General features: G+C 63.7%; 25 protein-coding genes. 8 read left to right on the top strand and 17 right to left on the bottom strand.

Annotation, left to right across the window (positions count from 1 at the left end; all coding sequences use genetic code 11):
* Nucleotides 1-11 precede the first annotated feature (11 nt).
* The 14 genes from NKH30_RS03185 to NKH30_RS03120 all read right to left on the bottom strand — a co-directional run bounded on the left by NKH30_RS03185 (nucleotide 12) and on the right by NKH30_RS03120 (nucleotide 15967).
* Entirely contained in the window at nucleotides 12-491 is a 480-nt protein-coding gene (locus NKH30_RS03185; protein WP_352994191.1) for an EF-hand domain-containing protein, read from the bottom strand.
* A 145-nt stretch (nucleotides 492-636) separates the two neighbouring features.
* Complete coding sequence (locus NKH30_RS03180) at nucleotides 637-3603, bottom strand: bifunctional [glutamine synthetase] adenylyltransferase/[glutamine synthetase]-adenylyl-L-tyrosine phosphorylase (RefSeq protein WP_352994188.1); 2967 nt, start codon at nucleotides 3601-3603, stop codon at nucleotides 637-639.
* Nucleotides 3603-5072: a sensor histidine kinase gene (locus NKH30_RS03175; protein WP_352994185.1), complete on the bottom strand. Its 1470-nt coding sequence runs from the start codon at nucleotides 5070-5072 to the stop codon at nucleotides 3603-3605. Before NKH30_RS03175 ends, NKH30_RS03180 begins: the two co-directional genes overlap by 1 nt.
* Nucleotides 5073-5078: 6 nt before the next feature.
* A complete protein-coding gene (locus NKH30_RS03170) occupies nucleotides 5079-5753 on the bottom strand; it encodes a response regulator transcription factor (protein WP_254819962.1) in 675 nt (224 codons plus the stop codon).
* A gap of 399 nt (nucleotides 5754-6152) precedes the next feature.
* Nucleotides 6153-7709 (bottom strand): Do family serine endopeptidase, encoded by a 1557-nt coding sequence (locus NKH30_RS03165; protein ID WP_352994182.1) that lies wholly within the window; start codon nucleotides 7707-7709, stop codon nucleotides 6153-6155.
* A 116-nt stretch (nucleotides 7710-7825) separates the two neighbouring features.
* On the bottom strand, nucleotides 7826-8290 hold the full coding sequence (locus NKH30_RS03160) for a cytochrome c-type biogenesis protein (RefSeq protein WP_352994179.1): 465 nt from the start codon (nucleotides 8288-8290) through the stop codon (nucleotides 7826-7828).
* Nucleotides 8287-10275, bottom strand: a complete 1989-nt coding sequence (locus tag NKH30_RS03155) for a heme lyase CcmF/NrfE family subunit (RefSeq protein ID WP_352994176.1) — start codon at nucleotides 10273-10275, stop codon at nucleotides 8287-8289. The genes NKH30_RS03160 and NKH30_RS03155 overlap by 4 nt, the downstream gene beginning before the upstream one ends.
* A 14-nt stretch (nucleotides 10276-10289) precedes the next feature.
* The gene (gene ccmE, locus NKH30_RS03150; RefSeq protein WP_352770675.1) at nucleotides 10290-10733 is read right to left on the bottom strand and encodes a cytochrome c maturation protein CcmE; all 444 of its coding nucleotides are present in this window, start codon (nucleotides 10731-10733) and stop codon (nucleotides 10290-10292) included.
* A 3-nt stretch (nucleotides 10734-10736) separates the two neighbouring features.
* Nucleotides 10737-11873, bottom strand: coding sequence for a c-type cytochrome biogenesis protein CcmI (ccmI, locus tag NKH30_RS03145; protein WP_352994173.1), 1137 nt, complete (start codon nucleotides 11871-11873; stop codon nucleotides 10737-10739).
* 279 nt (nucleotides 11874-12152) lie between these two features.
* Nucleotides 12153-12587, bottom strand: coding sequence for an RT0821/Lpp0805 family surface protein (locus tag NKH30_RS03140; protein WP_352471010.1), 435 nt, complete (start codon nucleotides 12585-12587; stop codon nucleotides 12153-12155).
* Nucleotides 12588-12708: 121 nt separating this feature from the next.
* Complete coding sequence (locus tag NKH30_RS03135) at nucleotides 12709-14136, bottom strand: ATP-binding protein (protein WP_352471109.1); 1428 nt, start codon at nucleotides 14134-14136, stop codon at nucleotides 12709-12711.
* A 10-nt stretch (nucleotides 14137-14146) separates the two neighbouring features.
* Nucleotides 14147-14812, bottom strand: a complete 666-nt coding sequence (locus NKH30_RS03130; RefSeq protein ID WP_352771695.1) for a response regulator transcription factor — start codon at nucleotides 14810-14812, stop codon at nucleotides 14147-14149.
* Between the two features lie 64 nt (nucleotides 14813-14876).
* Nucleotides 14877-15176 (bottom strand): hypothetical protein, encoded by a 300-nt coding sequence (locus tag NKH30_RS03125; protein ID WP_352471009.1) that lies wholly within the window; start codon nucleotides 15174-15176, stop codon nucleotides 14877-14879.
* A 380-nt stretch (nucleotides 15177-15556) separates the two neighbouring features.
* Nucleotides 15557-15967, bottom strand: a complete 411-nt coding sequence (locus NKH30_RS03120) for a DUF3168 domain-containing protein (protein WP_352471008.1) — start codon at nucleotides 15965-15967, stop codon at nucleotides 15557-15559.
* 276 nt (nucleotides 15968-16243) lie between these two features.
* Between NKH30_RS03120 and NKH30_RS03115 the strand changes: the two genes are divergently transcribed.
* Together NKH30_RS03115 and NKH30_RS03110 are read left to right on the top strand one after the other, a co-directional pair.
* The gene (locus NKH30_RS03115) at nucleotides 16244-16459 is read left to right on the top strand and encodes a hypothetical protein (RefSeq protein ID WP_352471007.1); all 216 of its coding nucleotides are present in this window, start codon (nucleotides 16244-16246) and stop codon (nucleotides 16457-16459) included.
* Between the two features lie 43 nt (nucleotides 16460-16502).
* A complete protein-coding gene (locus tag NKH30_RS03110) occupies nucleotides 16503-16694 on the top strand; it encodes a hypothetical protein (RefSeq protein WP_352501784.1) in 192 nt (63 codons plus the stop codon).
* 30 nt (nucleotides 16695-16724) lie between these two features.
* On the opposite strand, the gene NKH30_RS03105 is transcribed toward NKH30_RS03110, so the two are convergent.
* Nucleotides 16725-16991, bottom strand: coding sequence for a DUF1488 family protein (locus tag NKH30_RS03105; RefSeq protein WP_254819951.1), 267 nt, complete (start codon nucleotides 16989-16991; stop codon nucleotides 16725-16727).
* The gene (locus NKH30_RS03100; RefSeq protein ID WP_352471005.1) at nucleotides 16988-17260 is read right to left on the bottom strand and encodes a hypothetical protein; all 273 of its coding nucleotides are present in this window, start codon (nucleotides 17258-17260) and stop codon (nucleotides 16988-16990) included. Before NKH30_RS03100 ends, NKH30_RS03105 begins: the two co-directional genes overlap by 4 nt.
* Before the next feature lie 242 nt (nucleotides 17261-17502).
* Between NKH30_RS03100 and NKH30_RS03095 the strand changes: the two genes are divergently transcribed.
* The 6 genes from NKH30_RS03095 to NKH30_RS03070 all read left to right on the top strand — a co-directional run bounded on the left by NKH30_RS03095 (nucleotide 17503) and on the right by NKH30_RS03070 (nucleotide 23342).
* Nucleotides 17503-17841: a co-chaperone GroES gene (locus tag NKH30_RS03095; protein WP_352471004.1), complete on the top strand. Its 339-nt coding sequence runs from the start codon at nucleotides 17503-17505 to the stop codon at nucleotides 17839-17841.
* A gap of 101 nt (nucleotides 17842-17942) precedes the next feature.
* The gene (gene groL, locus NKH30_RS03090; protein WP_352994171.1) at nucleotides 17943-19562 is read left to right on the top strand and encodes a chaperonin GroEL; all 1620 of its coding nucleotides are present in this window, start codon (nucleotides 17943-17945) and stop codon (nucleotides 19560-19562) included.
* Between the two features lie 82 nt (nucleotides 19563-19644).
* The gene (locus tag NKH30_RS03085) at nucleotides 19645-19806 is read left to right on the top strand and encodes a hypothetical protein (protein WP_352501782.1); all 162 of its coding nucleotides are present in this window, start codon (nucleotides 19645-19647) and stop codon (nucleotides 19804-19806) included.
* A gap of 154 nt (nucleotides 19807-19960) precedes the next feature.
* Nucleotides 19961-22120, top strand: coding sequence for a transglycosylase domain-containing protein (locus NKH30_RS03080; protein ID WP_352994169.1), 2160 nt, complete (start codon nucleotides 19961-19963; stop codon nucleotides 22118-22120).
* Between the two features lie 96 nt (nucleotides 22121-22216).
* The gene (locus NKH30_RS03075; protein WP_352471001.1) at nucleotides 22217-22801 is read left to right on the top strand and encodes a DUF1214 domain-containing protein; all 585 of its coding nucleotides are present in this window, start codon (nucleotides 22217-22219) and stop codon (nucleotides 22799-22801) included.
* On the top strand, nucleotides 22794-23342 hold the full coding sequence (locus NKH30_RS03070) for a DUF1254 domain-containing protein (protein WP_352471000.1): 549 nt from the start codon (nucleotides 22794-22796) through the stop codon (nucleotides 23340-23342). The genes NKH30_RS03075 and NKH30_RS03070 overlap by 8 nt, the downstream gene beginning before the upstream one ends.
* Before the next feature lie 14 nt (nucleotides 23343-23356).
* On the opposite strand, the gene NKH30_RS03065 is transcribed toward NKH30_RS03070, so the two are convergent.
* Nucleotides 23357-23542 carry a hypothetical protein gene (locus NKH30_RS03065; protein WP_292658434.1) on the bottom strand — a complete coding sequence of 62 codons (186 nt, stop codon included), beginning with the start codon at nucleotides 23540-23542 and terminating at the stop codon, nucleotides 23357-23359.
* Between the last annotated feature and the right edge of the window lie 130 nt (nucleotides 23543-23672).

The following is a 23672-nucleotide window of genomic DNA, read 5'->3' as shown; positions in this document are numbered from 1 at the left end:
TTATCAAATTCTCACTGCATTCCGTCAGCGCCGTCATTGCCCTCGCCGTCCCATTGGCGGTGACCGCCGGGACCCTTCGGCAGTTCGTTCTTCTCGATTTTCCCGTCATTGTCACGGTCGAGCATGGCGAAGACCTTCTTCTGGCGGCTGGTGATGTCATCGGCGGTCAGCGTGCCGTTGCCCTTGGTGTCGTAACGGGCGATGATGCGCCTGGCCATCTGCTCGAAGCGTGCTTTCTCGAGCGCGTCGGCGAGCTGTGCCACGGTCAGCTTGCCGCCATTGTCGGCGACCATCTTCTTCAGCCGCGCGTTCATGGCGTCGGAGAACTGGTCGAAGGTGATGGTGCCGTCATTGTCCTTCATGACCTTGCCGAGGCGCATCATCATGCCGTCGCGCGGCCCGGCCACGGAGTGCTCGTCTGCATAGGCAGCGGTGCCGACGGCGCCGGCCAGGGCTGCGAAAACGAGTGCAAGTCTGGTTGTCTTTCTCATGGTCTTCTCCTGTTGCATCGTCACCCCCGATGCTAGAGCGGCGGACCTTCAATCCCCCGCTCCATCTCTTTGATTGAACATCGGAACCTCCCAAAGCAGGTCGCAATTTTGGGCCCGATGCTCTCGCCCGTACGGCTGGTTGCCGTCACGGTTGTTTCACACGAAGCAGAAGGTCGAAATCCTTTCTGACCTTCTGCGACGTCTCCTTGAGGTGCGCTTCAAGCACCCCGAAATCCGGCAGGTCGGTGACCGCAAGAAGCAGATCGGAAAGCCCTGGCGGAACGTCGTCGCGTTCGAACGCGCCGGTGAGGCAAAGCCGTATCATCTGGGTCAGCGCCAGATAGAGCGAATAGGCATCCACCAGTTCCTGCCTGACCTGGGCGTTGGCGAAATCCGGCGCCAGGCGCGACAGGACCTCAGCCGTGCCGGTGGCCCTGCGGCCTGCCTCGATCTTTCCCGTTATCAGCGCAACCTGGGCAATGAATTCGAGATCGATGAGGCCGCCCGGGATCAGCTTGATGTCCCAGGGATCGCGCGGCGGCTTCTCCTTGTCGACCATGGCGCGCATCTCGGATGCCTCGGCCATCACCTTGGCTGGATCGCGCGGCAGAGCGAGTACTGCGGCAACGTCCCCTTCGATCTCGCGGCAGAGCTCGGCATCGCCGCCGATCGTGCGGGCCCGCGCCAGCGCCATGTGCTCCCATGTCCAGGCGTCCTGGCGCTGATACTTCTTGAAGGCGTCGACATGAGTGGCCACCGGCCCCTTGTTGCCGGACGGCCGCAGGCGAAGGTCGAGCTCGTAGAGCACGCCCTCGGCGGTCGGCGCGGAAACGGCGGCGATCAGCCGCTGTGTCAGCCGGCTGTAGTAATGCGACGGGGCAAGCGGCTTGTCGCCGTCGGACTCCTCCGCATCGGCGTCGTGATCGTAGAGCAGGATGAGGTCGACGTCGGAGCCCGCCGTCAGTTCGCGGCTGCCGAGCTTGCCCATGCCGAGCAGCGCGACCCGGCCGCCGGCAATATAGCCATGACGCAAAGCGAATTCCGCCATCACCGCCTGCAATGCCGCCTCGATGGTCAGGTCGGCGAGATCGGAAAAAGCGCGGCCGGCGCGCGGCGGGTCGATCGACCCGGCAAGCAGCCTGACGCCGATCAGGAATCTTTGCTCCGAAGCAAAGATGCGCAGCCGGTCGAGCACGTCTTCATAGGCTCTGTCGCCTTCGAGGAAGGCGGCAAGGCGCGCCGACAGATAGGCGCGGTTTGGCAGTTCGCTCAGCAGCGCCGGATCGAGCAGCCCATCGAAGACATGCGGCCGGCGCGTGATGATGGCGGCCAGCCGCGGTGCCGCGCCCATGATAGTCGCCATCAGCTTCAGCAAAGCCGGATTCGACTGCAGCAGCGAAAACAGCTGGATGCCGGCAGGCAGGCCGGCAAGGAATTCGTCGAAGCGGATCACTGCCTCGTCCGCCCGCCGCGTCTGGCCGAAGGCTTGCAGCAGCGCCGGCGTCAGTTCGGTCAGCCGCTCGCGCGCCTCCGCCGACCGGGTGACGCGGTAGCGGCCGAAGTGCCAGCCGCGGATAACCCGGCAGATGTCGCTCGGCCGCTGGAAGCCGAGCCGCTGCAAGGTCTGCAAGGTATCGGGATCGTCGACGTCCCCGGTAAAGACCAGATTGCCGATGCCGGCCGAAAGCTCCGGCGCGGTTTCGAACAGCGCTGCGTAGTGGCGCTCGACCTGGTGCAGCGCCGCGCGGAACGTTTCGGCAAAGCCTGCCGCATCGGCAAAGCCCAGCATGCGGGCGACGCGCTCCAGGCCCTCTTCGTCCTCCGGCAGGATATGCGTCTGCTGGTCGGCAACCATCTGGATGGCATGTTCGACGCGGCGCAGGAACCAGTATTGCCTGGTGAGCGCATCGCGCGCGTCGGCGGTGATCCAGCCGCGCGCGGCGAGCTCGCCGAGCATCGGCACGGTCTCGCGGCCGCGCAGTTCGGGAAAGCGGCCGCCGGCGATAAGCTGCTGGGTCTGGACGAAGAACTCGATCTCGCGGATGCCGCCGCGACCGAGCTTGACATTGTGGCCTTTGACCGCGACCTCGCCATGGCCTTTGTGGGCATGGATCTGGCGCTTGATCGAATGGACGTCGGCAATCGCCGCATAGTCCATGTATTTGCGCCAGATATAGGGCTGCAGTTCCTTCAGGAACGCGGCGCCGGCGGCAAGATCGCCAGCCACCGGGCGGGCCTTGATCATGGCGGCGCGCTCCCAGTTCTGGCCGCGCGCCTCATAGTAGCGCAGCGCCGCCTCGACCGGGATCGCCAGCGGCGTCGAGCCGGGGTCGGGACGAAGCCTGAGATCGGTGCGGAAGACGTAACCGTGCTCGGTGCGGTCCTGGAGGATACGAACAAGCCGGCGGGTCAGGCGCGAAAACAGCTCTGTGGCATCGAGCGGATCGACGACGGCAGGCGCATCGGGGTCGAAGAAGACGACGAGGTCGATGTCGGAGGAGAAGTTCAGCTCATGCGCGCCGAGCTTGCCCATGCCGAGCAGAATCCAGCCCGAGCGTCGCGCCGGATTTTTGGCATCCGGCAATCGGAGCTTGCCTTGCTCATGCGCGTCGCGGAGCAGGAAATCGACAGCCGCACGCGTGCAGGCGTCGGCAAGGTCGCTCAGTCGCCGCACCGTCAGCGAGGTCTCGGCCTCGCCGGCGAGATCGGCCAAGGCGATCAGGAAATGAGCCTCCGCCTTACATTGGCGCAGCTCCATCATCAGGCTGCTTTCGGAGACGGCCTCTACGCGTGCCGCCTTGTCGACCGCGGCGCCGATCGATGACAGCCGCGCCTCGACGCTCCCGTCGAAAAGCGCATCGAGTATCCGCGGCCGGCGGCGCGCGGTATCGCGCAGGAACGGCGACAGGTCGAACACGGCGGCGAGGAAATCCTGGACGACCCCCTTGCCTGCCAAGAATTTCGCCAGTCGCGGCAGTTCCTTTTGCCGCGCGGCGTCGGCGATCTCCGACAATTCCTGCCTGGCGCGGCTTGCATCCAGCGGAACGAGCTCTACCGCCGGCTTCAACAGCCAGTCCGTTTCGAGGCGTCGCACTGCCATCCTCGCAACCATCAGCGATCCTCCCGCCCGGGAAAACTCATGACGACCGACAATCCGGGATTGCCGGGCAGAAGCTCAAGCCGTCCATTGTGGAATGTCATGATCGCCTTGGCGAGACTCAAGCCAAGGCCGGATCCCGGCTGCGAGCGGCTCTTTTCCAGCCGCACGAAACGCTCGGTCACCCTGGCGCGGTCAACATCGTCGGGAATGCCCTGGCCGTTGTCGGAGACGGCGAGTCTGATCTCGCTACCGACACGCTCCAGCGTCACGCGAACCATAGGCCTGGAGGTCGAGTCGGTCGAATATTTGATCGCGTTGTCGACGATGTTGGACAGCGCCTGGCCAATCAGCTCGCGATTGCCGTTGACGGCGAAGGAACCTTGCACCGAAGTTTCGAGCGTCACGCCCGCCTCCTCCGCTACCGGCTCGTAGAGTTCGACGACGTCGTGCACGGCAGCGGCCAGATCAACCCTCGTGGTGCTTTCCGAGGAATAGCCGGCTTCCAGTCGCGAGATCATCAGGATGGCGTTGAAGGTCTTTATCAGCTGATCGGATTCGGCGATCGTTCCTTCCAGCGCCTGCCGGTAGTCGCTGGTGTTGTGCTTGCCGGAAAGCGTCGCCTCGGCGCGATTGCGCAGCCTGGTGAGCGGCGTTTTCAGGTCGTGGGCGATGTTGTCGGAGACCTGCTTCAGGCCCTCGTTCAGCGTGGCGATCCTGGCCAGCATGGAATTGAGGTTTTCCGACAGCCGGTCGAACTCGTCGCCGGCGCCGGTGACCGGCAGCCGGCCGGAAAGATCGCCGCCCATGATGCGGCGGCTCGCCTCCGACACGCTGTCGATGCGCTTCAGCGCCGCGCGCCCGACGAAGAACCAGATCAGCAGCCCGCCGACGCCCATCATGCCGAGCGCCAGCATCAGAGCGCGGCGAATGACGGCGCGGAAGCGCTCCGGCTCGCCGAGGTCGCGGCCGACCAGCATGATCATCTGGTTGGGCAGGCGCAGCACCAGGGCAATGGCGTTATGGCCCTTCTCGCCTTCGGCCTGTACTTCGCTCTGGGCGGGCCCGTTCGGGTCGGAGACCGGGTTGCGCTGCCGCTCGAGCTCGCCCTCGCCGAAGCGGCGGTAGGAGAACGGCTCGGTGGTCCAGCCCTCGGCCTCGATCACGCCCGGCTCCAGACTCTGCACGTTGCCGGTCAGGATCTGGCCGTTGGCATCGGCGATCAGATAGAGATTGGCGCCGGGCTGGCGGGAGCGCTGCTCGACGACGCGGACCAGCAGCGGGAGGCCGCCGCGCTGATAGGCGCGGGCGAGGCCGAGCACCTCGTCGTTGATCGTGTCCTGGGTCTGGCCGGTCAGCATGCGCGCCGACAGCGAGGTCATGTAGAACACGAGCAGCACCGCGCAGATGGCGAACAGCAGGAGGTAGAGCGCCGAAAGCCGCGCTGCCGTCGTCTTCATGATGGCCGGCACGGAAAGAGCCATGGGGTTCTAGCCGCTTTTCAGCATATAGCCGGCGCCGCGAACCGTGTGCAGGATCGGCTTGTCGAAGCCCTTCTCGATCTTGCCCCGCAGCCGCGAGATATGAACGTCGATGACATTGGTCTGCGGATCGAAATGGTAGTCCCAGACATTCTCGAGCAGCATGGTGCGGGTCACCACCTGGCCGGCATGGCGCATCAGATATTCCAGCAGGCGGAACTCGCGCGGCTGCAGCGTTATCTCGCGCCCGGCGCGCCGGACCGAGTGCGACAGCCGGTCGAGTTCGAGATCACCGACCCGGTAGACGGTTTCGGCTTCCCTGGCGCTGGCGCGGCGGTTCAGCACCTCGACGCGGGCGAGCAGTTCGGAAAAGGCGTAGGGTTTGGTCAGATAGTCGTCGCCGCCGGCGCGCAGACCGGTGACCCGGTCGTCGACTTCGCCGAGCGCCGACAGGATCAGCACGGGCGTCGTATTGCCCCGGGACCTGAGCCCGGCAATGACGGACAGGCCGTCGCGGCGCGGCATCATGCGATCAACGACCATGACGTCATAGTCGCCGGAATCAGCGAGCGCGAAGCCGGTTTCGCCGTCGCCGGCGACATGGGCGGTATGGCCGGCCTCGGCGAACGCCTTCTGCAGGTAGTCGGCTGCCTCGCGATCGTCTTCTATGACGAGAATCTTCATAGAACCGTTATACGCGATTTCGCTGGAAGATTGAGTGGCCGGCATATGCATCGTGGCCTTCTCCATGGCGTATCGCGAACAAAGTGATTCAGGGATACGCGGTAAGTCTTTGTTTTAGCATGTCGTAGCCTAAAACCGCCTCACGCCTTGAGCGGCATGTTCGAGCGGCAGCGGGCGATGGGAGGCCCGCTGCCGCTGGGGCGGAACACGATGACTGACGAACGTATTCAGGCCCCGTGCTTTCCCGTGCGGCGGCTCGGGGGTGTTGAAAACCGCCGCACCGGAAAAGTCGACCACTAGAGCGCCGCGCGTCCTCTTGGACGCGCAAAGGACGCTCTAGCACCTTGAATCGGCGCATGAGCCTTTCCGAAAACGGAATACGTGTTCGGGGTCATGCGCTCAGCCCTTGGCGACAGGCAGTGCGACGAAGCGGTTGCTGTCGTCGCGGGTGATCTGCATCAGCACCGCCTTGCGGCCGGACTTCACCGCGTCGGCCATCGCCTTGTCGACGTCGCCGGCGCCGTTCACTTCCGCCGAATTGACGGAGGTGATGACGTCGCCGGGCTGGATGCCGCGATCGGCGGCATCGCTGTCAGGGTCGACATCGGTCACCACAAGGCCCTTGCCATTGTCAGACTTGGTGACGGTCAGGCCGAGATCGGCGAGCGTGTCGGTCTTCGGCGCGGGGGCAGGCTGCTGGTCGGCCGAGGCCTGCTTGTCGCTCGACGGCAGCTTGCCGAGATCGACCTTGACCGCCTCGCTCTTGCCGTTGCGCCACACCGTGACATCGACAGATTTGCCGGGCGGGTAAGCGCCGATCAAACGGGCGAGTTCCTTCGGCGAAGCAACGTCCTTGCCGTCCACCTGGGTGATCACGTCACCGGCGGTGATGCCGGCCTTCTTGCCGGGACCGTTGTCCTGCGCGCTGGCAACGAGCGCGCCCTTGCCGGACCCAAGGCCAAGCGACTCGGCGATTTCGGGCGTGACCGGCTGGATCTCGACGCCGAGCCAGCCGCGCTGGACTGTACCGTTCTTCATCAGATCCTGCACGACCTGCTTGGCGGTCGAAGCGGGAATGTCGAAGGCAATGCCGACGCTGCCGCCCGACGGCGAGAAGATCGCGGTGTTGATGCCGACAACCTGGCCGTTGAGGTTGAAGGTCGGCCCACCCGAATTGCCGCGGTTCACCGAGGCGTCGATCTGGATGAAGTCGTCATAGGGACCGGCGCCGATATCGCGGCCGCGGGCCGAAACGATGCCTGCGGTAACCGTGCCGCCGAGGCCGAACGGATTGCCGACAGCCACCACCCAGTCGCCGACGCGAACCTTGGAATCGTCGGCGAAGTCGACATAGGTGAACTTGTTGCCGTCATCGACCTTGAGCACCGCAAGATCGGTACGCGGATCGGTGCCGATCAGCTTGGCGTCGAGTTCCTTGCCGTCATTGGTCACCACGGTGAAGGCGGTGCCCTCCTCGACGACATGGTTGTTGGTGACGAGATAGCCGTCATCGGAGATGAAGAAGCCGGACCCTTGCGCCACCGGCCGCGGCTGGTCGTTGTTACGGTCACGATGTCCAAAACGGCGCATTCCGTTCGGGCCCTGATCGCCGCCTTGATCGCCAAAGCCGCGGAATTCGCGGAAGAACCGGCGCAGCTGCGGGTTGTCGGGAAGATTGCCTAGACCGTCCTCGTCGTCCATCTGGCCGGAACCGTCATCGGCCGTCGACTGGATCTTGGCCTTGACGCGCACGCTGACGACCGCCGGCGAAACGCGCTCGACCACATCGGCGAAGCTCGGGACCTGCGGTGCCTCGACACGCACGGCGTCGGCCAGCACCGGGGCTGTCCCGGTGGCAACAGCACCAAAGCCGATTGCGCCGGCAATGGCCAGGGATGCGGCTGCGGCCAGCAGGCGTTTGCGGGTGCGTAGATATGAATTGGGGGCAACATTCATGGTTCTCGTATCCTCTTTTCAAGGGACGCCCCTTGATTGGCATCCTCGACAAAGGAAATAGAGAGCCGCACATTACGACGCCATTTCCGGTACATGAAACTTTCGTAATGTATCGATCAATCGCGGCGGAGCATCTTGTCCAGCGCCGCCTGTTCCTCGGCAGTTAATCCAGCGGTCACCGTCGAACGGCGCGAGCGGGCGGCCAGCAGGATGAATGTCCCGCCAACGAGCAGCAGAAGAACTGGCGTCCCCCAGAGCAAAACATTGCGCAGATTGAAGCGTGGCTTCAGCAGCACGAATTCGCCGTAGCGCGAAACGACATAGTCTATCACCTGCCGGTCGGTATCGCCGGCGACCAGGCGCTGGCGCACAAGGATGCGCAGGTCGCGGGCGAGGTCGGCATCGGACTCGTCGATCGACTGGTTCTGGCAGACCATGCAGCGCAGGCCTTCCGACAATGCGCGCGCCCTCGCCTCGAGTGCCGGGTCGGCCAGCACCTCGTCGGGCTTGACGGCCTGCGCGGCGCCGGCGAACAACAGCGCCAGCAGCAGGACCAGCGAGGCCAGCGTGACCCTTTTCATTGCGGGCTCGCCGATGGCACGCCGGCCGCAGCCTTGCGGCGCGACGGTGCGCCGACGCGCAGGCGGCGGTCGAGCAGCGACATCGCCGCGCCCGCCATCATCACCAGTCCGCCGCCCCAGATCAGCGTCACCAGCGGCTTCCACCACAAACGAACGACCACAGAGCCATCGCTGCCCTCGTCGCCAAGCGAAAGATAGAGCTGGCTGAAGCCGATCGTCCTGATGCCGGATTCGGTCGTGGTCATCTGGCGCACCGGATATGAGCGCTTGGCCGAGGTGATCTCGCCTGCGACGCTGCCGTCGGCGCCAAGCAGGGCGAAGCGGCCGCGATCCTCACTGTAGTTAGGCCCCTGGGCCGGGTAGAGCCCCTCGAAGCGCAGCTTGTGGCCGGACAGTTCGACGGTCTCGCCGGCATGCATCGACAGGATTTTTTCGGTGCCGAAGCAAAGCGTGCCGACAATGCCGAGCGTTGTCAGCCCGAGGCCGAGATGCGCAAGCGCTGTGCCGAAGACCGAGCGCGGCAGGCCGGCGAAGCGCCTGAGCATGGTGGCGGGCGCGACGGTGCCGAAGCCGGATTTGACGGCGAGATCGGTGAGCGCGCTGCAGATCAGCCAGAAGGCAAGGCCGACACCGAGTGCCGCCAACACCGAAGCGCCATCGATGAACAGGGCCGTCACCAGCACGGCGAGCAGCGCCGCCGCGAAAGCCGCCATCAGGCGCTGGGCGACCGCGAAAATGTCACCGCGCTTCCAGGCGAGCAGCGGCCCGAACGGCACGACGACCAAGAGCGGCACCATCAGCGGGCCGAATGTCAGGTTGAAGAACGGCGCGCCGACCGAAATCTTGTCGGCAGACAGGGCTTCGACCACGAGCGGGTAGAGCGTGCCGACCAGCACGGTGGCGGTGGCGGTGGTCAGGAACAGATTGTTCAGGACCAGCGCGCCTTCGCGCGAGATCGGGTGAAACAGGCCGCCGGCCGTCAGCCGGGAGGCGCGCACGGCAAACAGCGCCAGCGAGCCGCCGATGAACAGCGTCAGGATGCAGAGGATGAACACGCCACGCGTCGGATCGGTGGCGAATGCGTGCACCGAGGTCAGCACGCCAGAGCGCACCAGGAAGGTGCCGAGCAGCGACAGCGAGAAGGTCAGGATCGCCAGAAGCAGCGTCCAGATCTTCAGCGCCGAGCGCTTTTCCATGACGATCGCCGAATGCAGCAGCGCCGTGCCCGCCAGCCACGGCATGAAGGATGCGTTCTCGACCGGATCCCAGAACCAGAAGCCGCCCCAGCCGAGCTCGTAATAGGCCCAGTAGGAGCCCATGGCGATGCCGCCGGTGAGGAACATCCAGGCAACCAATGTCCACGGCCTTACCCAGCGCGCCCACGAAGCGTCAATGCGGCCCTCGATGAGGGCAGCGACAGAGAAGGAAAAGCAGATCGAGAAACCGACATAGCCGAGATAAAGCAGCGGCGGATGGATGGCGAGGCCGAGGTCCTGCAGGATCGGGTTGAGATCGCGGCCCTCGATAGGCGCCGGATTGAGCCTGACGAACGGGTTCGACGTCGTCAGGATGAACAGGAAGAAAGTGGCGCCGATCGCTCCCTGCACGGCAAGCACATTGGCCCGGAGCGTCGCCGGAAGATTGCCGCCGAAGACGGCGACGAGCGCGCCGAAGAAGGTCAGGATCAGCACCCAGAGCAGCATCGAACCTTCGTGATTGCCCCAGGTTCCGGTGATCTTGTAGATCAGCGGCTGCAGCGAATGCGAGTTCTCCCAGACGCTCTCAACCGAGAAGTCGGAGCCGGCGTAGGCGGTTGCCAGCGCCACGAAAGACAGCGCCGTCAAGGCAAAGCCGGTCAGCGCGGCCGGTGCGCCGACGGCCATCATCTTGTGGTTGCCGGTGCGCGCACCGAACAGCGGCACCATCGTCTGCACCAGGGCCAGCGCAAACGCCAGGACCAGGGCGAAATGTCCGGTTTCAACCATTGTCACCGCACCCGCTAGTCACTCTTGCTCTCCTGCCATACGCCCTTGGCCTTGAGGCCGTCGGCCACTTCCTTGGGCATATAGGTCTCGTCATGCTTGGCCAGCACGCTGTCGGCGACAAAGATTCCGTCAGGGCCAAACGAGCCTTCGGTGATCACGCCCTGCCCTTCGCGGAAGAGGTCGGGAAGAATGCCGGTATAGGTGACCTTGACGTTCTTCTGGTTGTCGGTCACCGAAAAGGCGACGGTGGCGCCTTGGCCACGCTCGACCGTGCCTTTTTCGACGAGACCGCCGAGCCTGATGCGCTGGCCCGGCTGAAGGCTGGCGGTGGCCAGATCGGCCGGCATGTAGAAATAGGAGGCCTTCTGGCCAAGCGCGTAGAAGGTCAGCCCGGTGGCAACACCGAGAAACCCCAGCCCCGCTGCGATCACCGACAGTCGTTTCTGCTTGCGCGTCATCGTCTACTCCGTCGCCGTCACGCCAAGCGAGGCGGCAAAGGCGGTGAATTTCCTGGCCTGGTCACTGTCCGCGCCAAAGACGGCGATACCGCGATTGAGCGCGTCACGCGCCTGATCTGTCTTGCCCAGTACGGCATAGGAACGAACGAGCTGCATCCACCCTTCCTCGTCGCGCGGATTTTGCCGAAGCCTTTCGTCGAGGCCGGCAACCATGGTGCTGATCATGGCTTGCCGGTCCTGCGGCGACATCGAGGAGGCAGCATCGATATCCTCGGCGGTCGGCCCTTTCGCGGGCGCCTCCGAAGCGACGCTGCGGGCGGCGGATTCGGCCAGCGCCTGCTCGACGGCGCCGCGCCACGGCGAGCCCTGCGGCAAGGCGGCAAGCATCTTTTGCCAGGCCGCCGTGGCTTCAGCTATGCGGCCGTCCTGTGCCATGCCCATGGCGAGATAGAACGCGGCCTTCGGATTGGCCGGATCGAGCTTCAACGCCGCCTCGAAAGCCGCCTGCGCTTCGGCGGAGACAATGCCGCCGGCCGCATTGGCGATCGCCTCGCCAAGACCCGCCTGGCGGGCGGCGCTGTCGCCGTCGAGGCGGATGGCGTTGCGATAGGCGGTCACCGCATCGGCGTATCGCTGCATGCGCAGATAGACCGGCGCCAGCACGTCCCAGCCGCGGCCATCGGATGGGTTGGCCGCCAGGTGCGCCTCGGCGCGGGCTATCAGCTCGTCGACCGAGCTGTCGGCGGGGTTCTTGGCCAGGCGTTCGCTGAGCGGCTGCGACGGCAGGTCGGGTGAGCCGAGCTGGCCATAGAGGCCCCAGCTGACCAGCGGAACCAGCAGCACGGCCGCCGTCGCCACCAGCCTTGTCGACCGCGTCGGCTGCGTCGCCGTCTCGTCGGCGTGGCCGGCATTGCTCAGGCGAAGGATGCGGCGGGCGATTTCGGCGCGTGCCTCTTCGGCCTCCATTGGCCGGATCAGGCCACGCGCCATATCGCGGTCAAGCTCGGCCAGCTGGTCGCGATAGACTTCAAGGTCGTGATCGCCGGCAGCGGACGCGTTCTTCGATCCGCCGGCCAACGGCAGCAGCACCGCCAAGCTTGCGCCCAGCGTCAGGAGTGCGGCTATGACCCAAAACAGCATGGCTCTTCCAATAGAACGAGACCCTTGCCCTGCCAACACAAGCCTGCTGCGACGCTTTGGCGGGGCCGCTCCGATCGATAATGCATGTCGCGCAAAAGTGTGCAGCGGTTTTGCGATAACGACCATGCATCAAAACAAGAACCTATAGCGCGTCGCATGACGCCGGTCGAACGCGACGCGCTTTAGTGCCGGACCGGTATCGGCGGATCGACGGCCGGGCGTCTTTGTTTTTGCGCAATTCCGGACGGAAAACCGTTTCACACTTTTCCTGGAATTGCTCTACGTCAGCGGCGTCCAGCTGCCGTCGGCATTGCGGCAGGCGGTTCCGCGCGCGGTGGCGCCGGCGGTGCCGGTAAACACCGTATGGGTGTATTGCCGGCAGTCCTGCGAGCCGACGCGATAGGGCTGGGCGGCGACCACTTCGCCGCGATGGGCCGAACTGTCGCTCTTCCAAGCCACTTTCTGGCCGCTCGCCGTGTATTCAAGCGCCTTGTATTCCGCCTCGAGCGCGCTGCGCTTCTCGGTCTCGCTCAGGCCGGCGCCGATAGAGCCGCCGACGAGGCCGCCGCCCATGGCGGAGATGATCGTCGTCGCCACCTTGGCGCCGCTGGGGGGCGTCAAGGCCGGCGTCACCGTAACGGCCGGGCCCTTGCCGAGCGTCGTGCAGCCGGAGACGGCGAGCAGGGCGGAAACGAGCGCGACGCGAATCTTCATGCCAATACCGGCTTTCTTGAGCTGGACCGCCGCGCTGTCAGCAGCTGGCGCGGCCATAATGTCGATGTTTGTCGGAAATTTGGCCGCAGCCAGCCACCTGGAAAAGCAATCTGGAAAAGCATTACTGAAGGCTCCGCAATCGAACCATCGCCTTCAATCCACCCATGATGGATCGTTCCAGCGCCAGAGAGCCTCCATACTCGTTGACAAGGTCGGCGACAATGGCAAGTCCGAGCCCGCTGCCCGGTTTTGTCTCGTCGAGCCGCCGGCCGCGCTGCAACACCTCGCGCGCCTTGTCGTCGGGAATGCCGGGGCCGTCATCCTCGATGCTGATCTCGAACAGGTTGGCTGCGCCTTCCGTGCCAGCGCCACCTTTGCTGGAGATTGGCTTGACCGAAACGGCGACCGCGCTCCTTGCCCATTTCATCGCATTGTCGAGCAGATTGCCGAGCAGCTCCTCCAGGTCCTCGCGTTCGCCGGCAAAGACGATGTCGGTGGCCGGCAGCGACAGCGACAGCGCCGTCTGCGGGTTGAGCTTTTGCAGCACCCGAACCATGCGCTGGACCAGCGGCGCCACCGGCGTACGGTAGACGACGCTGTCGCGCTGCGCGGCGACGCGGGCACGTTGCAGATAATGGTCCACTTGCTTTTGCATGGAAGCGGCCTGCTCGGCGATCAGCTGGCCCTTGGCGCCACCCAGCGCCCGTCCCTCGTTGAGCAGCACGGCAAGCGGCGTCTTCAGCGAGTGCGCGAGGTTGCCGACCTGCGTGCGCGACCGCTCGACGATACGCCTGTTGTTCTCGATCAGCGCATTGGTCTCGTTGGCGAGCGGCTCGATCTCGGCCGGGAAACGGCCATCTAGGCGCTGCGCGGTTCCTTCGCGCACCATGGCAAGCGCATTCCTGACCCGGCGCAGCGGCTGCAGGCCGAGCAGGATGGCAATCGCATTGATGGCGATCATGCCGACGCCGAACAGCGACAGATAGGTCAAAAGGCGCCGCTGGAAGGTGGCGATTTCCTGCTCGAGCTCGGTCTGGTTGCCCATGACGCGGAAGCGCGCGGCGCGGTTTTTCGCATCGAGCACGAACTCGCTCTCGAACACCTCCAACTGCTCGCCTTCGATGCCGTCCGCTGAATAGCTGCGCTGGAAGCTGGCATTGAAGGGCACCTCGGCAACGCTTGGCGACGGGATCGCCTTGGTCATCGACGACGAATGGAGATCGCCGTGCACGCCTTCCGAGGCAGGCTCGACCGACCAGTACCAGCCGGAATTCGGTTCCGAGAACCTCAAATCACCAAGGTCGGGGGCGCCGGTCAATTGGCCGCTTTCAGAAACGCCGACCGAGCCGATCAGGTTGAACAGATGCGCCGAAAGCAGGCTGTCGAAACCGCGCTCGCTGGCCTGGCGATAGAGCGTGGTGATCAAGGTGAAGATGACGACCAGAGTGAGGATCGCCCAGACCGTGGAAAAGGCGATGACGCGAAACGCCACCGAACGCGGCCATGACCGCAGCGACGGCGTGTTCGAGACGGCGGGTTTTGTAGGCAGCGGTTCCGCGTTACGCCTCCGGCTTACGCATGCGGTAGCCCATGCCGCGAACAGTTTCGATCATGTCGATGCCCATCTTCTTGCGAAGCCGTCCGACAAAGACCTCGATCGTGTTGGAATCGCGGTCGAAATCCTGGTCGTAGAGATGCTCGACCAGCTCGGTCCGGGACACCACCTCGCCCATGTGGTGCATCAAATAGGCAAGCAAGCGAAATTCGTGCGAGGTCAGCTTCAGCGGCACGCCGTCGACGTCGGCCTTGGAGGCCTTGGTGTCGAGGCGGAGCGGCCCGCAGGTCAGTTCGGACGAAGCGTGCCCGGCAGCACGCCGGATCAAGGCCCGCACCCTGGCCAGGATTTCCTCGATGTGGAAGGGTTTGGTGACGTAGTCGTCGGCGCCGGCGTCGATGCCGGCAACCTTGTCGCTCCAGCGGTCGCGTGCCGTCAGGATCAGCACCGGCATCTTGCGGCCGCCGCGCCGCCATCGCTCGACCACGCTGATGCCGTCCATCTGCGGCAGGCCGATGTCGAGCACCACGGCATCGTAGGGCTCGGTGTCGCCGAGAAAGTGCCCTTCCCCGCCGTCGAAAGCGCGGTCGACGACATAGCCGGCATCGACCAGCGCGTCGCCGATCTGCCGGTTGAGATCCTTGTCATCTTCGACGACGAGTACGCGCATGCGGAAGGCCTGTTGAAGCTGTTCAGATATAGGCCGATTCCGGCAGTCTGGGAAACGGCACGGTTCAGTTCAGCGGAACGACGATCTCCGAGCGACGCGGACGCTGCCCTTCCTTGCCCGGAACCAGCACGACGATGACGCAGACGGGCTGGCCGCCGCGTGTCGACTGCGAGGCCTTGGCCAAGGTGCCGCCATTCTGCTCGGCCACCTGCTGGCCGATCGCATAGCAGTCGGAGGCGGCGAGGACGACCGGTTGGGGCTGCTCGGGCACGACAACGGGGATCGCCATCGCCTGCGACGCAAGCAGACCGGCGGCTGACAGCGCCAGTGCCGCGGTCCGGAAGTGGGAGCGAAGGGTTTTCATGGTCAGCGTTCTAACGCGCCGGTGCTGAACGTGATATGAACGGTGAACGCTCGAATGCATGCCCGCCACACCCCTGAAGCGCGAGATTACCGGATTGCCATTTCGCCGCCCATCCCGCGAAATTGCCAAGTTTAACCTAGCCCTCCGATCCTTCGCCGACAACCGGGCATCGTTTGGCAGTGAAAGGCAATCGCTTCAGGTTTGCCCCGACTTCGATAATCGATCCGGCAACCGAAGGCAGATTCAGGCGAACCGACCGGAAATAAAAACCCGCCTCTGCGGCGGGTCGCTGGCGCCATCAGCACCATAGGCGAATTAGTAGCATAGCTGCCGGCACAAAGCAAGAACAAAATTGCCGGATTGTAAAAAATGCCCGGTGGTCAGCCCTCGTCCTTGATCACGGCGCGGAAGCGCAGCAGCCCGTGATGGGCCGAAAGGTCCTCGTCGTAGCGGGCTTCGGCGAATTCGAGCTTGAGGTAGGCGCGGCGATGTTCGCCGAGCGAGAGAGCCGTATCGCGCAGGCGGGTGCTAACAAGGTCCATGATGTCATTGGTTTCCTTGCTGGCCTCTGATTTCGACCAGACATGCAACGTCAGCAACTGTTCTGCGTCGTTCTCCATTCCCGTTGCCCAATCGTAGACGCTGGTGCGGCCGAAGGTCATGTGGGGGAACGCAACATTTTCCGGCGCACGGTCGAACAATCGTGCGTCGCCCAGTGCCGCCGATAAATCGGGATCGTCATTCACTGCCTCGAATATGGCCTTCTGCAATTCGACGGCCGGCGCGGTCATCGTCTTTCCCTTCGTCCGTCGCGTCGACCTCCCGGCTGCGTAGCTGCGTTGCATGAAGGCATCCCGCCAAAGCGCGAATCAGCGCGTCTCATGCGGATTATGAACCTTCATGATCTCGGCAATAAGCCCTGCTCCTGGAATGCGCGACGCCCCGGCCGTCCGCGCCACGGACCCTTGAGGGTGATGCCAACCTGCGCGAAGTCATTTGGCATGCAGGAGTTCGAAAAAAGGATGCTATGACGATGTCTGGTTTCCAGACATTCGAGGTCGTTTTTCGTGCGCGAGCCGTCGCTGCTGCCTGTCTTCGGAAAGCTTGGGGCCAAGGCGCCGCCGGTCGCGATTGCGGCGTCGACCATGTCGATGACCGTCAAGAGTCTGGTCAACCACACTCGGGAGGTGCTCTCGGCGTACGGTAGCCTGGCCCTGAAGCTGTCCGTCGTTTTGTGGACGGTGCTTGTCGTGGCGGCAGTATTCTTCATCGCCCAGGCCTGATCGAGCGACATTCATTGATTGGGCGGAAACGAAAGGACCCAAGATGGCAAAGCGCTACGCGCTCCGTATGGAACATCCTCACAGCTGGACCGTCTTCGACGTCTTCACCGGCCAGCCGGTCGAGCTCAAGCAGCAACTCACGGCCAGTTTGAACACGCGCGATGCGGACGCGATGGTCGACCGGCTGAACGGTCGCGACGTCAAGCGGCGAGCGAAGGCGGACCGGAAGCCCTGACAAAGCGTCTTGTGGACGGATCGCGACGGACTAGCGAAAATCGGCCGCAGTCAGCACATATATGCTCCTGCGGGTGCGGGCATAGGCATTCCTGGCGACATCGTGGATCGAGTTGGAAGCCGTGTCGAAGGCTGCCAGGTAGGTAGCTTCTGAGGCCGCCGTTCCCGGCTGCATCTTGGAGATGGCATCGGTTGCGACAGAGAAGGAAATCTGGAACATCCCGTCATGGCCGACGAAGCGGATGCGTTTGCTTGCCTCGTCGTAGCTGCGGCTGGGATTGGGAAATGTCAGGCTCATGATTTCGCCTCCGTCGATGCAGATACGGCCTTCTTGACTGCCCGTGACGCCCGCTTCTTCTTTGGTGCGACCGGATTCAGAGCTTCCGCCGCGCGGTCCGCCTCTTCCTTGGCCAGTCGCAATTCCCTCAGCCTTGCCGTTTTGATGCTCCTCGCCTTGGCTTCCGAGAGATATTCGGCAGTTGCTTTGTTCCGCTCCGCCGTCTTCTTTTGATTTTCCATGAAGCGGGCCTGAGCTTTTTCCATGATGTTCTGATTGCCTTCGGCCATCGGTAAAATCTCCCTTGCAGCGAAAGTCGTGAATGTGAATTCACCATAAAATAGGTGTTCAAAGATAGAAATTCAATTTCATTAATATTCGGCAAGGCCCGAACACCAGGGGATAACCAGGCAAGATAATACGTTCAATATTTCATGTGCCCTATGAATATTTTTTGGCGCTCCTATCAATCGAGTGCCAGGGCGCCTATAGAGAGGGGCGGCCGCCTAAGCTGGCCCCAGAAAGAGTCCCCATGAAATTCCGGCCACTCCACGATCGCGTCGTCATTCGGCGCGCCGAAAGCGACACCAAATCCAAGGGCGGCATCATCATCCCCGACAATGCCAAAGAAAAACCGCAGGAAGGCGAAGTGATCGCTGTCGGGCCGGGCGCGCGGGACGAAAGCGGCGCGCTGATCCCGCTCGACGTCAAGGCCGGCGACCTCATTCTGTTCGGCAAATGGTCCGGCACCGAGGTCAAGATAGACGGCGAGGACCTTCTGATCATGAAGGAGGCCGATATCATGGGCATCATCGAAAAAAGCGAGACGGGCATCATCGACAAGACCGTGGCTGCCAAGAAGGCCGCCTGATTGGAAGGCCGCGCGCCCTCCCGCGCGCGCGCAAAGGACGCTCCGAGCTTTGATTCAGGCGCTGCAAGCGCCTTGCCACGACAACCGAACTGGAAAAGATCATGTCTGCCAAGGAAATCAAATTCTCCACCGACGCGCGTGACCGCATGCTGCGCGGCGTCGAAATCCTCAACAACGCCGTCAAGGTGACGCTCGGCCCCAAAGGCCGCAACGTCATTATCGACAAGGCCTACGGCGCGCCGCGCGTCACCAAGGACGGGGTGGCCGTGGCAAAGGAAATCGAGCTTTCCGACAAGTTCGAAAACATGGGCGCGCAGATGGTGCGCGAAGTGGCCTCGAAAACCAACGACCTCGCCGGCGACGGCACCACCACCGCCACGGTGCTTGCCGCTTCCATCCTGCGCGAGGGCGCCAAATTCGTTGCCGCCGGCATGAACCCGATGGACCTCAAGCGCGGCATCGATCTTGCCGTCAGCGCCGTCGTCAAGGAAATCCAGGCGCGCGCCAAGAAGGTCAAGTCCTCAGCAGAGATCGCGCAGGTCGGCACCATTGCCGCCAATGGCGACACCAGCGTCGGCGCCATGATCGCCAAGGCGATGGACAAGGTCGGCAATGACGGCGTCATCACCGTCGAGGAGGCCAAGACCGCCGAAACGGAGCTCGACGTCGTCGAAGGCATGCAGTTCGACCGCGGCTATCTCTCGCCCTATTTCGTCACCAATGCCGAGAAGATGCGTGCCGAGCTGGAAGACCCTTACGTCCTCATCCACGAAAAGAAGCTCGGCAATCTGCAGGCACTGCTGCCAATCCTCGAAGCCGTGGTGCAAAGCGGCAGGCCGCTGCTGATCATCTCCGAGGACGTCGAGGGCGAAGCGCTGGCAACGCTGGTCGTCAACAAGCTGCGCGGCGGACTCAAGGTAGCGGCCGTCAAGGCGCCTGGCTTCGGTGACCGCCGCAAGGCGATGCTGGAAGACATCGCCGTGCTCACCGCCGGACAGATGATTTCCGAGGATCTCGGCATCAAGCTGGAGAACATCACCATAGACATGCTCGGCCGCGCCAAGCGCGTGCTGATCGAGAAGGACACCACCACGATCATCGACGGCGCCGGCGAGAAGACCACCATCCAGGCGCGCGTCCAGCAGATCAAGGCGCAGATCGAGGAAACCACGTCCGACTATGACAAGGAGAAGCTGCAGGAACGTCTCGCCAAGCTGGCGGGCGGCGTTGCCGTCATCCGCGTCGGCGGCGCGACCGAATCGGAGGTCAAGGAAAAGAAGGATCGCATCGACGATGCGCTGAACGCCACGCGCGCGGCCGTCGAAGAAGGCATCGTTCCAGGCGGCGGCGTGGCACTGCTGCGCGCCAAGGCTGTGCTGAAGGGGCTGACCGGAGCCAATGCCGATGTGACAGCGGGCATTTCGATCGTGTCGAGAGCGCTCGAAGCGCCAATCCGGCAGATCGCCGAGAATTCCGGCGTCGAAGGTTCGATCGTCGTCGGCAAGCTCGCCGAGGGCAAGGATCACAATCAGGGCTTCGATGCCCAGAACGAGGTCTATGTCGACATGATCAAGGCCGGCATCGTCGACCCGGCGAAGGTGGTACGGACGGCGCTGCAGGACGCGGGCTCCATTGCGGCGCTTCTGATCACGGCGGAAGCCATGATCACCGACGTTCCGGCGAAGGAAGCCGCTGCTTCGCCCGGCGGCATCGGCTATTGACCAGCCACTGCCGGAAACAAGCCTGAAAGACAGCCGCCGGGGTATCTTCCCCGGCGCGCACCATCGGCAAGGAGATCGATCAATGATCGCATTCGTCCCGAAGCCAAAGGCAGCGGCGAAAATCGAAGTGGCCGAGGAAAGCCGCTTCGATCGCATTCGCAGGCTTGCCGACAAGCACAGGAAAGCCAACGCCGGCATGATAGGCCGCGACCCGAAAAAGATCGCGGACAAGCGTCCCATGTGACGACTGCCAATGCTCGGCACCTCGCGCAAGCGCGGAACCTTCATCGCCCTTGTAGGCAGCGCCAAAATGGACGAATAGTCATAGCGGCGCGCCGCCGTGAAATTGCCGGCATGCGGTTTCTCAGTTGGCGGCATCGCCGCAGCCGGATCCTGGAATGGCCAGTCCTTTGGAACCACGCAAGAGAAGAGGTCCGATCGCCGCAAGGCTGCTGGCGGTGGATGCGTGGATTGATTCCTCGGTCTACGAAATCGGCTTCAGGGCGCGCCAGTTCTGGGAAGCGGCGACCATCTTCTCGCGGCGTTTCCGTGTCGACGGCTGGCGCCGCGGCCTGATCGAACTGTTGAGTGAAGGCTTTACGCTCGGTGCCGGCGGCATCGTCGTCCTTTTGGCGCTGGCCTTGCCGGCCTTCCAGATAACCGCCGGCGACTGGCGCACGCAAGGCGACTTCGCCGTCACCTTCCTCGACCGCTACGGCAACGAGATCGGCCAGCGCGGCATCATCCAGCGCGATTCGGTGCCGGTCGACGAGATGCCCGACCATGTCATCAAGGCGGTGCTGGCGACCGAAGACCGGCGTTTCTTCGACCATTACGGCATCGATGTGCTCGGCCTGTCGCGCGCCATATTCGAGAATGTGCGGGCAAATTCCGTCGTCCAGGGCGGCTCGAGCATCACCCAGCAGCTGGCCAAGAACCTGTTCCTGACCAATGAGCGGACATTCGAGCGCAAGATCAAGGAAGCCTTCCTGTCGCTGTGGCTCGAAGCCAATCTGTCGAAGAAGGAAATCCTGCAGCTTTACCTCGACCGCGCCTATATGGGCGGCGGCACCTTCGGCATCGAGGCGGCAGCCGATTTCTATTTCGGCAAGAGCGTCAAGGACCTGAACCTTGCCGAGGCGGCGATGCTGGCCGGCCTGTTCAAGGCGCCGACCAAATATGCGCCGCACATAAACCTGCCCGCCGCCCGGGCGCGGGCCAATGTGGTGCTGTCCAATCTGGTCGATTCCGGCTTCATGACCGAAGGCCAGGTGCTGCAGGCAAGATTACACCCGGCCGAAATCGTCGACCGTGGCGAGCAGAAGAGCCCCGACTATTACCTCGACTGGGCCTTCGACGAGGTCAAGAAGATCGCCGCCAAAGGCGGCCCGCACTCGCTTGTCGCCCACACCACCTTCGATGCCAACATCCAGAAGGCGGCCGAAGAATCGATGGAGTTCCACCTCCGCCAGTTCGGCAAGGAATACAACGTCACCGAGGGCGCCATCGTCGTCATCGAGACCAATGGCGCGGTCAGGGCGATCGTCGGCGGCCGCGACTACGGCGCCAGCCAGTTCAACCGCGCCACCAAAGCGCTTCGCCAGACCGGCTCCTCGTTCAAGCCCTATGTCTATGCGACGGCGATGGAGCATGGCTTCACGCCGGATTCGGTGGTTTCCGGCGGACCCATCTCCTGGGGCAGCTGGTCGCCCCACAATTACAATGGCGGGTCGGCCGGCAACGTCACGCTGATCACGGCGATGGCCAAATCGATCAACACGGTGCCGGTGCGGCTGGCCAAGGATTATCTCGGCATCAAGCCGATCAAGGCCATGGCCGAGGCGATGGGCGTCGAGTCGCCGCTGGAATCGCACAAGACCATGGTGCTCGGCACGTCGGGCATGACCGTGATGGACCAGGCGACGGGTTACAGCGTATTTGCCCAGAACGGCCTTGCCGGAACCCGGCACGGCGTCAGCCAACTCTTCACCCGTACCGGCGAGGTGGTCTACGACTTCGCCAAGGATGCGCCGCCGCCGCATCGGGTGCTGTCGGAGCTGGCGCTCAAATACATGAACACCATGCTGGCGGCGGTGCCGGTGATCGGCACTGCCCGGCGCGCGGCCCTTCCAAACATCGTCGTCGCCGGCAAGACCGGCACGACCCAGTCCTACCGCGATGCCTGGTTTGTCGGCTTTACCGGCAACTACACGGCCGCCGTCTGGCTCGGCAATGACGACTTCACCGCGACCAACAAGATGACCGGCGGCACGCTGCCGGCCATGGTGTGGCAGCGGCTGATGGTCTATGCGCACCAGAATATCGACCTCAGACCGATTCCCGGCCTCGATCACCCCTTCGTCGATGCCGAAATTGCCGCCAAGGCCGAGGAAGCGGAAAAGAAGAACGCCGAACAGGCAGCTGCCGATGCCGCCGCCGAGCGTCCGCCGGTGCTGTCCAGCCGGACCACCCAGACCCTGAAGGAACTGACCAGGCTGTTCCAGGCGGCACCCGTGCTCGACGCGCCCGCTGCACCGGAAACCCTCTCGGCGCTGTGACGCCCAATTGCGCGGGGCCGCTTGCCACAAGGCCCTGCGCCGCGATATCCCCGAGCGGCAATCTTTCAGTCCCGGCCTTCGGTTCCCTGCCTCCTCATGCTCAAGAACGCCTTCCTGACACTGCTTTCGCTTGCCATCGCCGTCGTCGGCGGTGGCGGCAGCGTCTGGTATGCACTGAAGCTGCAGGATGGCGTCGGCGCCATCAGGATCGGCCAATGGACCGCCTTCCCCGATATCGGCACGCCGACGGCAGATCCCTATTCGAAGGCCCGCGTGGCTCGCGAAGGCGTGCTGGCGCTCGGACAGGCGGAAGGACTGTCCTTCATAGCCGAGCGCGATTCCGGCGGCGAACAGCTCCAGCGGCAATGTGCCTACAAGATCGCGGGCGGCTTTCCCACCGCCCGGTTCTGGACGCTTTATGCCGCCGACCAGTCGCTTGGCGTGGTCGAGACCGGCAAGCCGAGGCCGGCTGCGCTGCAGTCCTATCAAGTGCTGCGCCAGGCCGACAATTCGGTGGTCATTTCCGTCGGCAGCCGCCCAGCGCCCGGCAACTGGCTGCTGACCAGCGGCGCCGGCAAGATGTACTTGGTGCTTACGTTCTACGACACGCCGATCGCCAGCAGCACCGGTCTCTCGGACGTCACGCTGCCACAAATCCAGAAGGTCGGCTGCAATGCGTAGCCTGCTGCATGCCGTGCTGCTCGGCCTGCTCGGCGCCGGCATCGTGCACATCATCGTGCTGCTGCTCGTCCCCGAGTTCTCCGAACGCGACGCCTGGTCGCGATTGGCCATGGCTTCGGATCTCTACAAGATGACCAGGCTCGACGCGGAAGCCGGCGGCGCGCCGGTGGTGAAATCGGTCGATCCGCTATTTTATGCGGCGGCATGCCGTTTCGATCTTGCCGAGGGGATGGTGCGGGTCAAGGCGCCGGGCAAGGTGCCGTTCTGGTCGATATCGGTCTATGACCGCGGCGGCCACAACATCTACTCGTTCAACGACCACAGCGCGACCGCAGGCATGCTCGACACCGTTGTGCTGACGCCGGCCCAGATGATCGAGGTCCGCAAGGATCTTCCCGAGGAACTGCAAGGGGCCATCTTCGTCGAGGCGCCGATAGAGGAAGGCGTATTCGTCATCCGTTCGTTCGTGCCCGACGACAGCTGGAAGCCGATCGTCTCGCGGTTTCTCGAACAGAGTTCCTGCGAACTGCAGGATTTTTAAGCCGGTTCCGATGCTCAGTGATGCGGTACCGGCAATGTTCCCGAAGGTCCCGGCTTGTCGGGGCCGGCCGGCCGCGTTTCGCCGGTCAGCGGCCGCTGTTCGTAGCGCACCCCGGGAAAGATGATCACTGCCGCCGGCGCGGTTTGTTGTGCTCGATTGGTTGCCGCCGTTCGCGGCACGAAAGACAGTACCATGCCCATGGTTCGCGTATTCCTCTCGGTTGCCCCGGAGCACAACGCAACGCCTCCATAGTCGATTAAGAAGGCAGTAGGTTAACGGAGCGCTAACGGATCGCCGCTAAATTGATCTTTGTTCTTGGGAAACGCGAAA

Source organism: Mesorhizobium sp. M1273 (genome assembly GCF_040318195.1).
Classification (GTDB): domain Bacteria; phylum Pseudomonadota; class Alphaproteobacteria; order Rhizobiales; family Rhizobiaceae; genus Mesorhizobium.
This window is presented reverse-complemented; position numbering and strand designations above follow the sequence as displayed.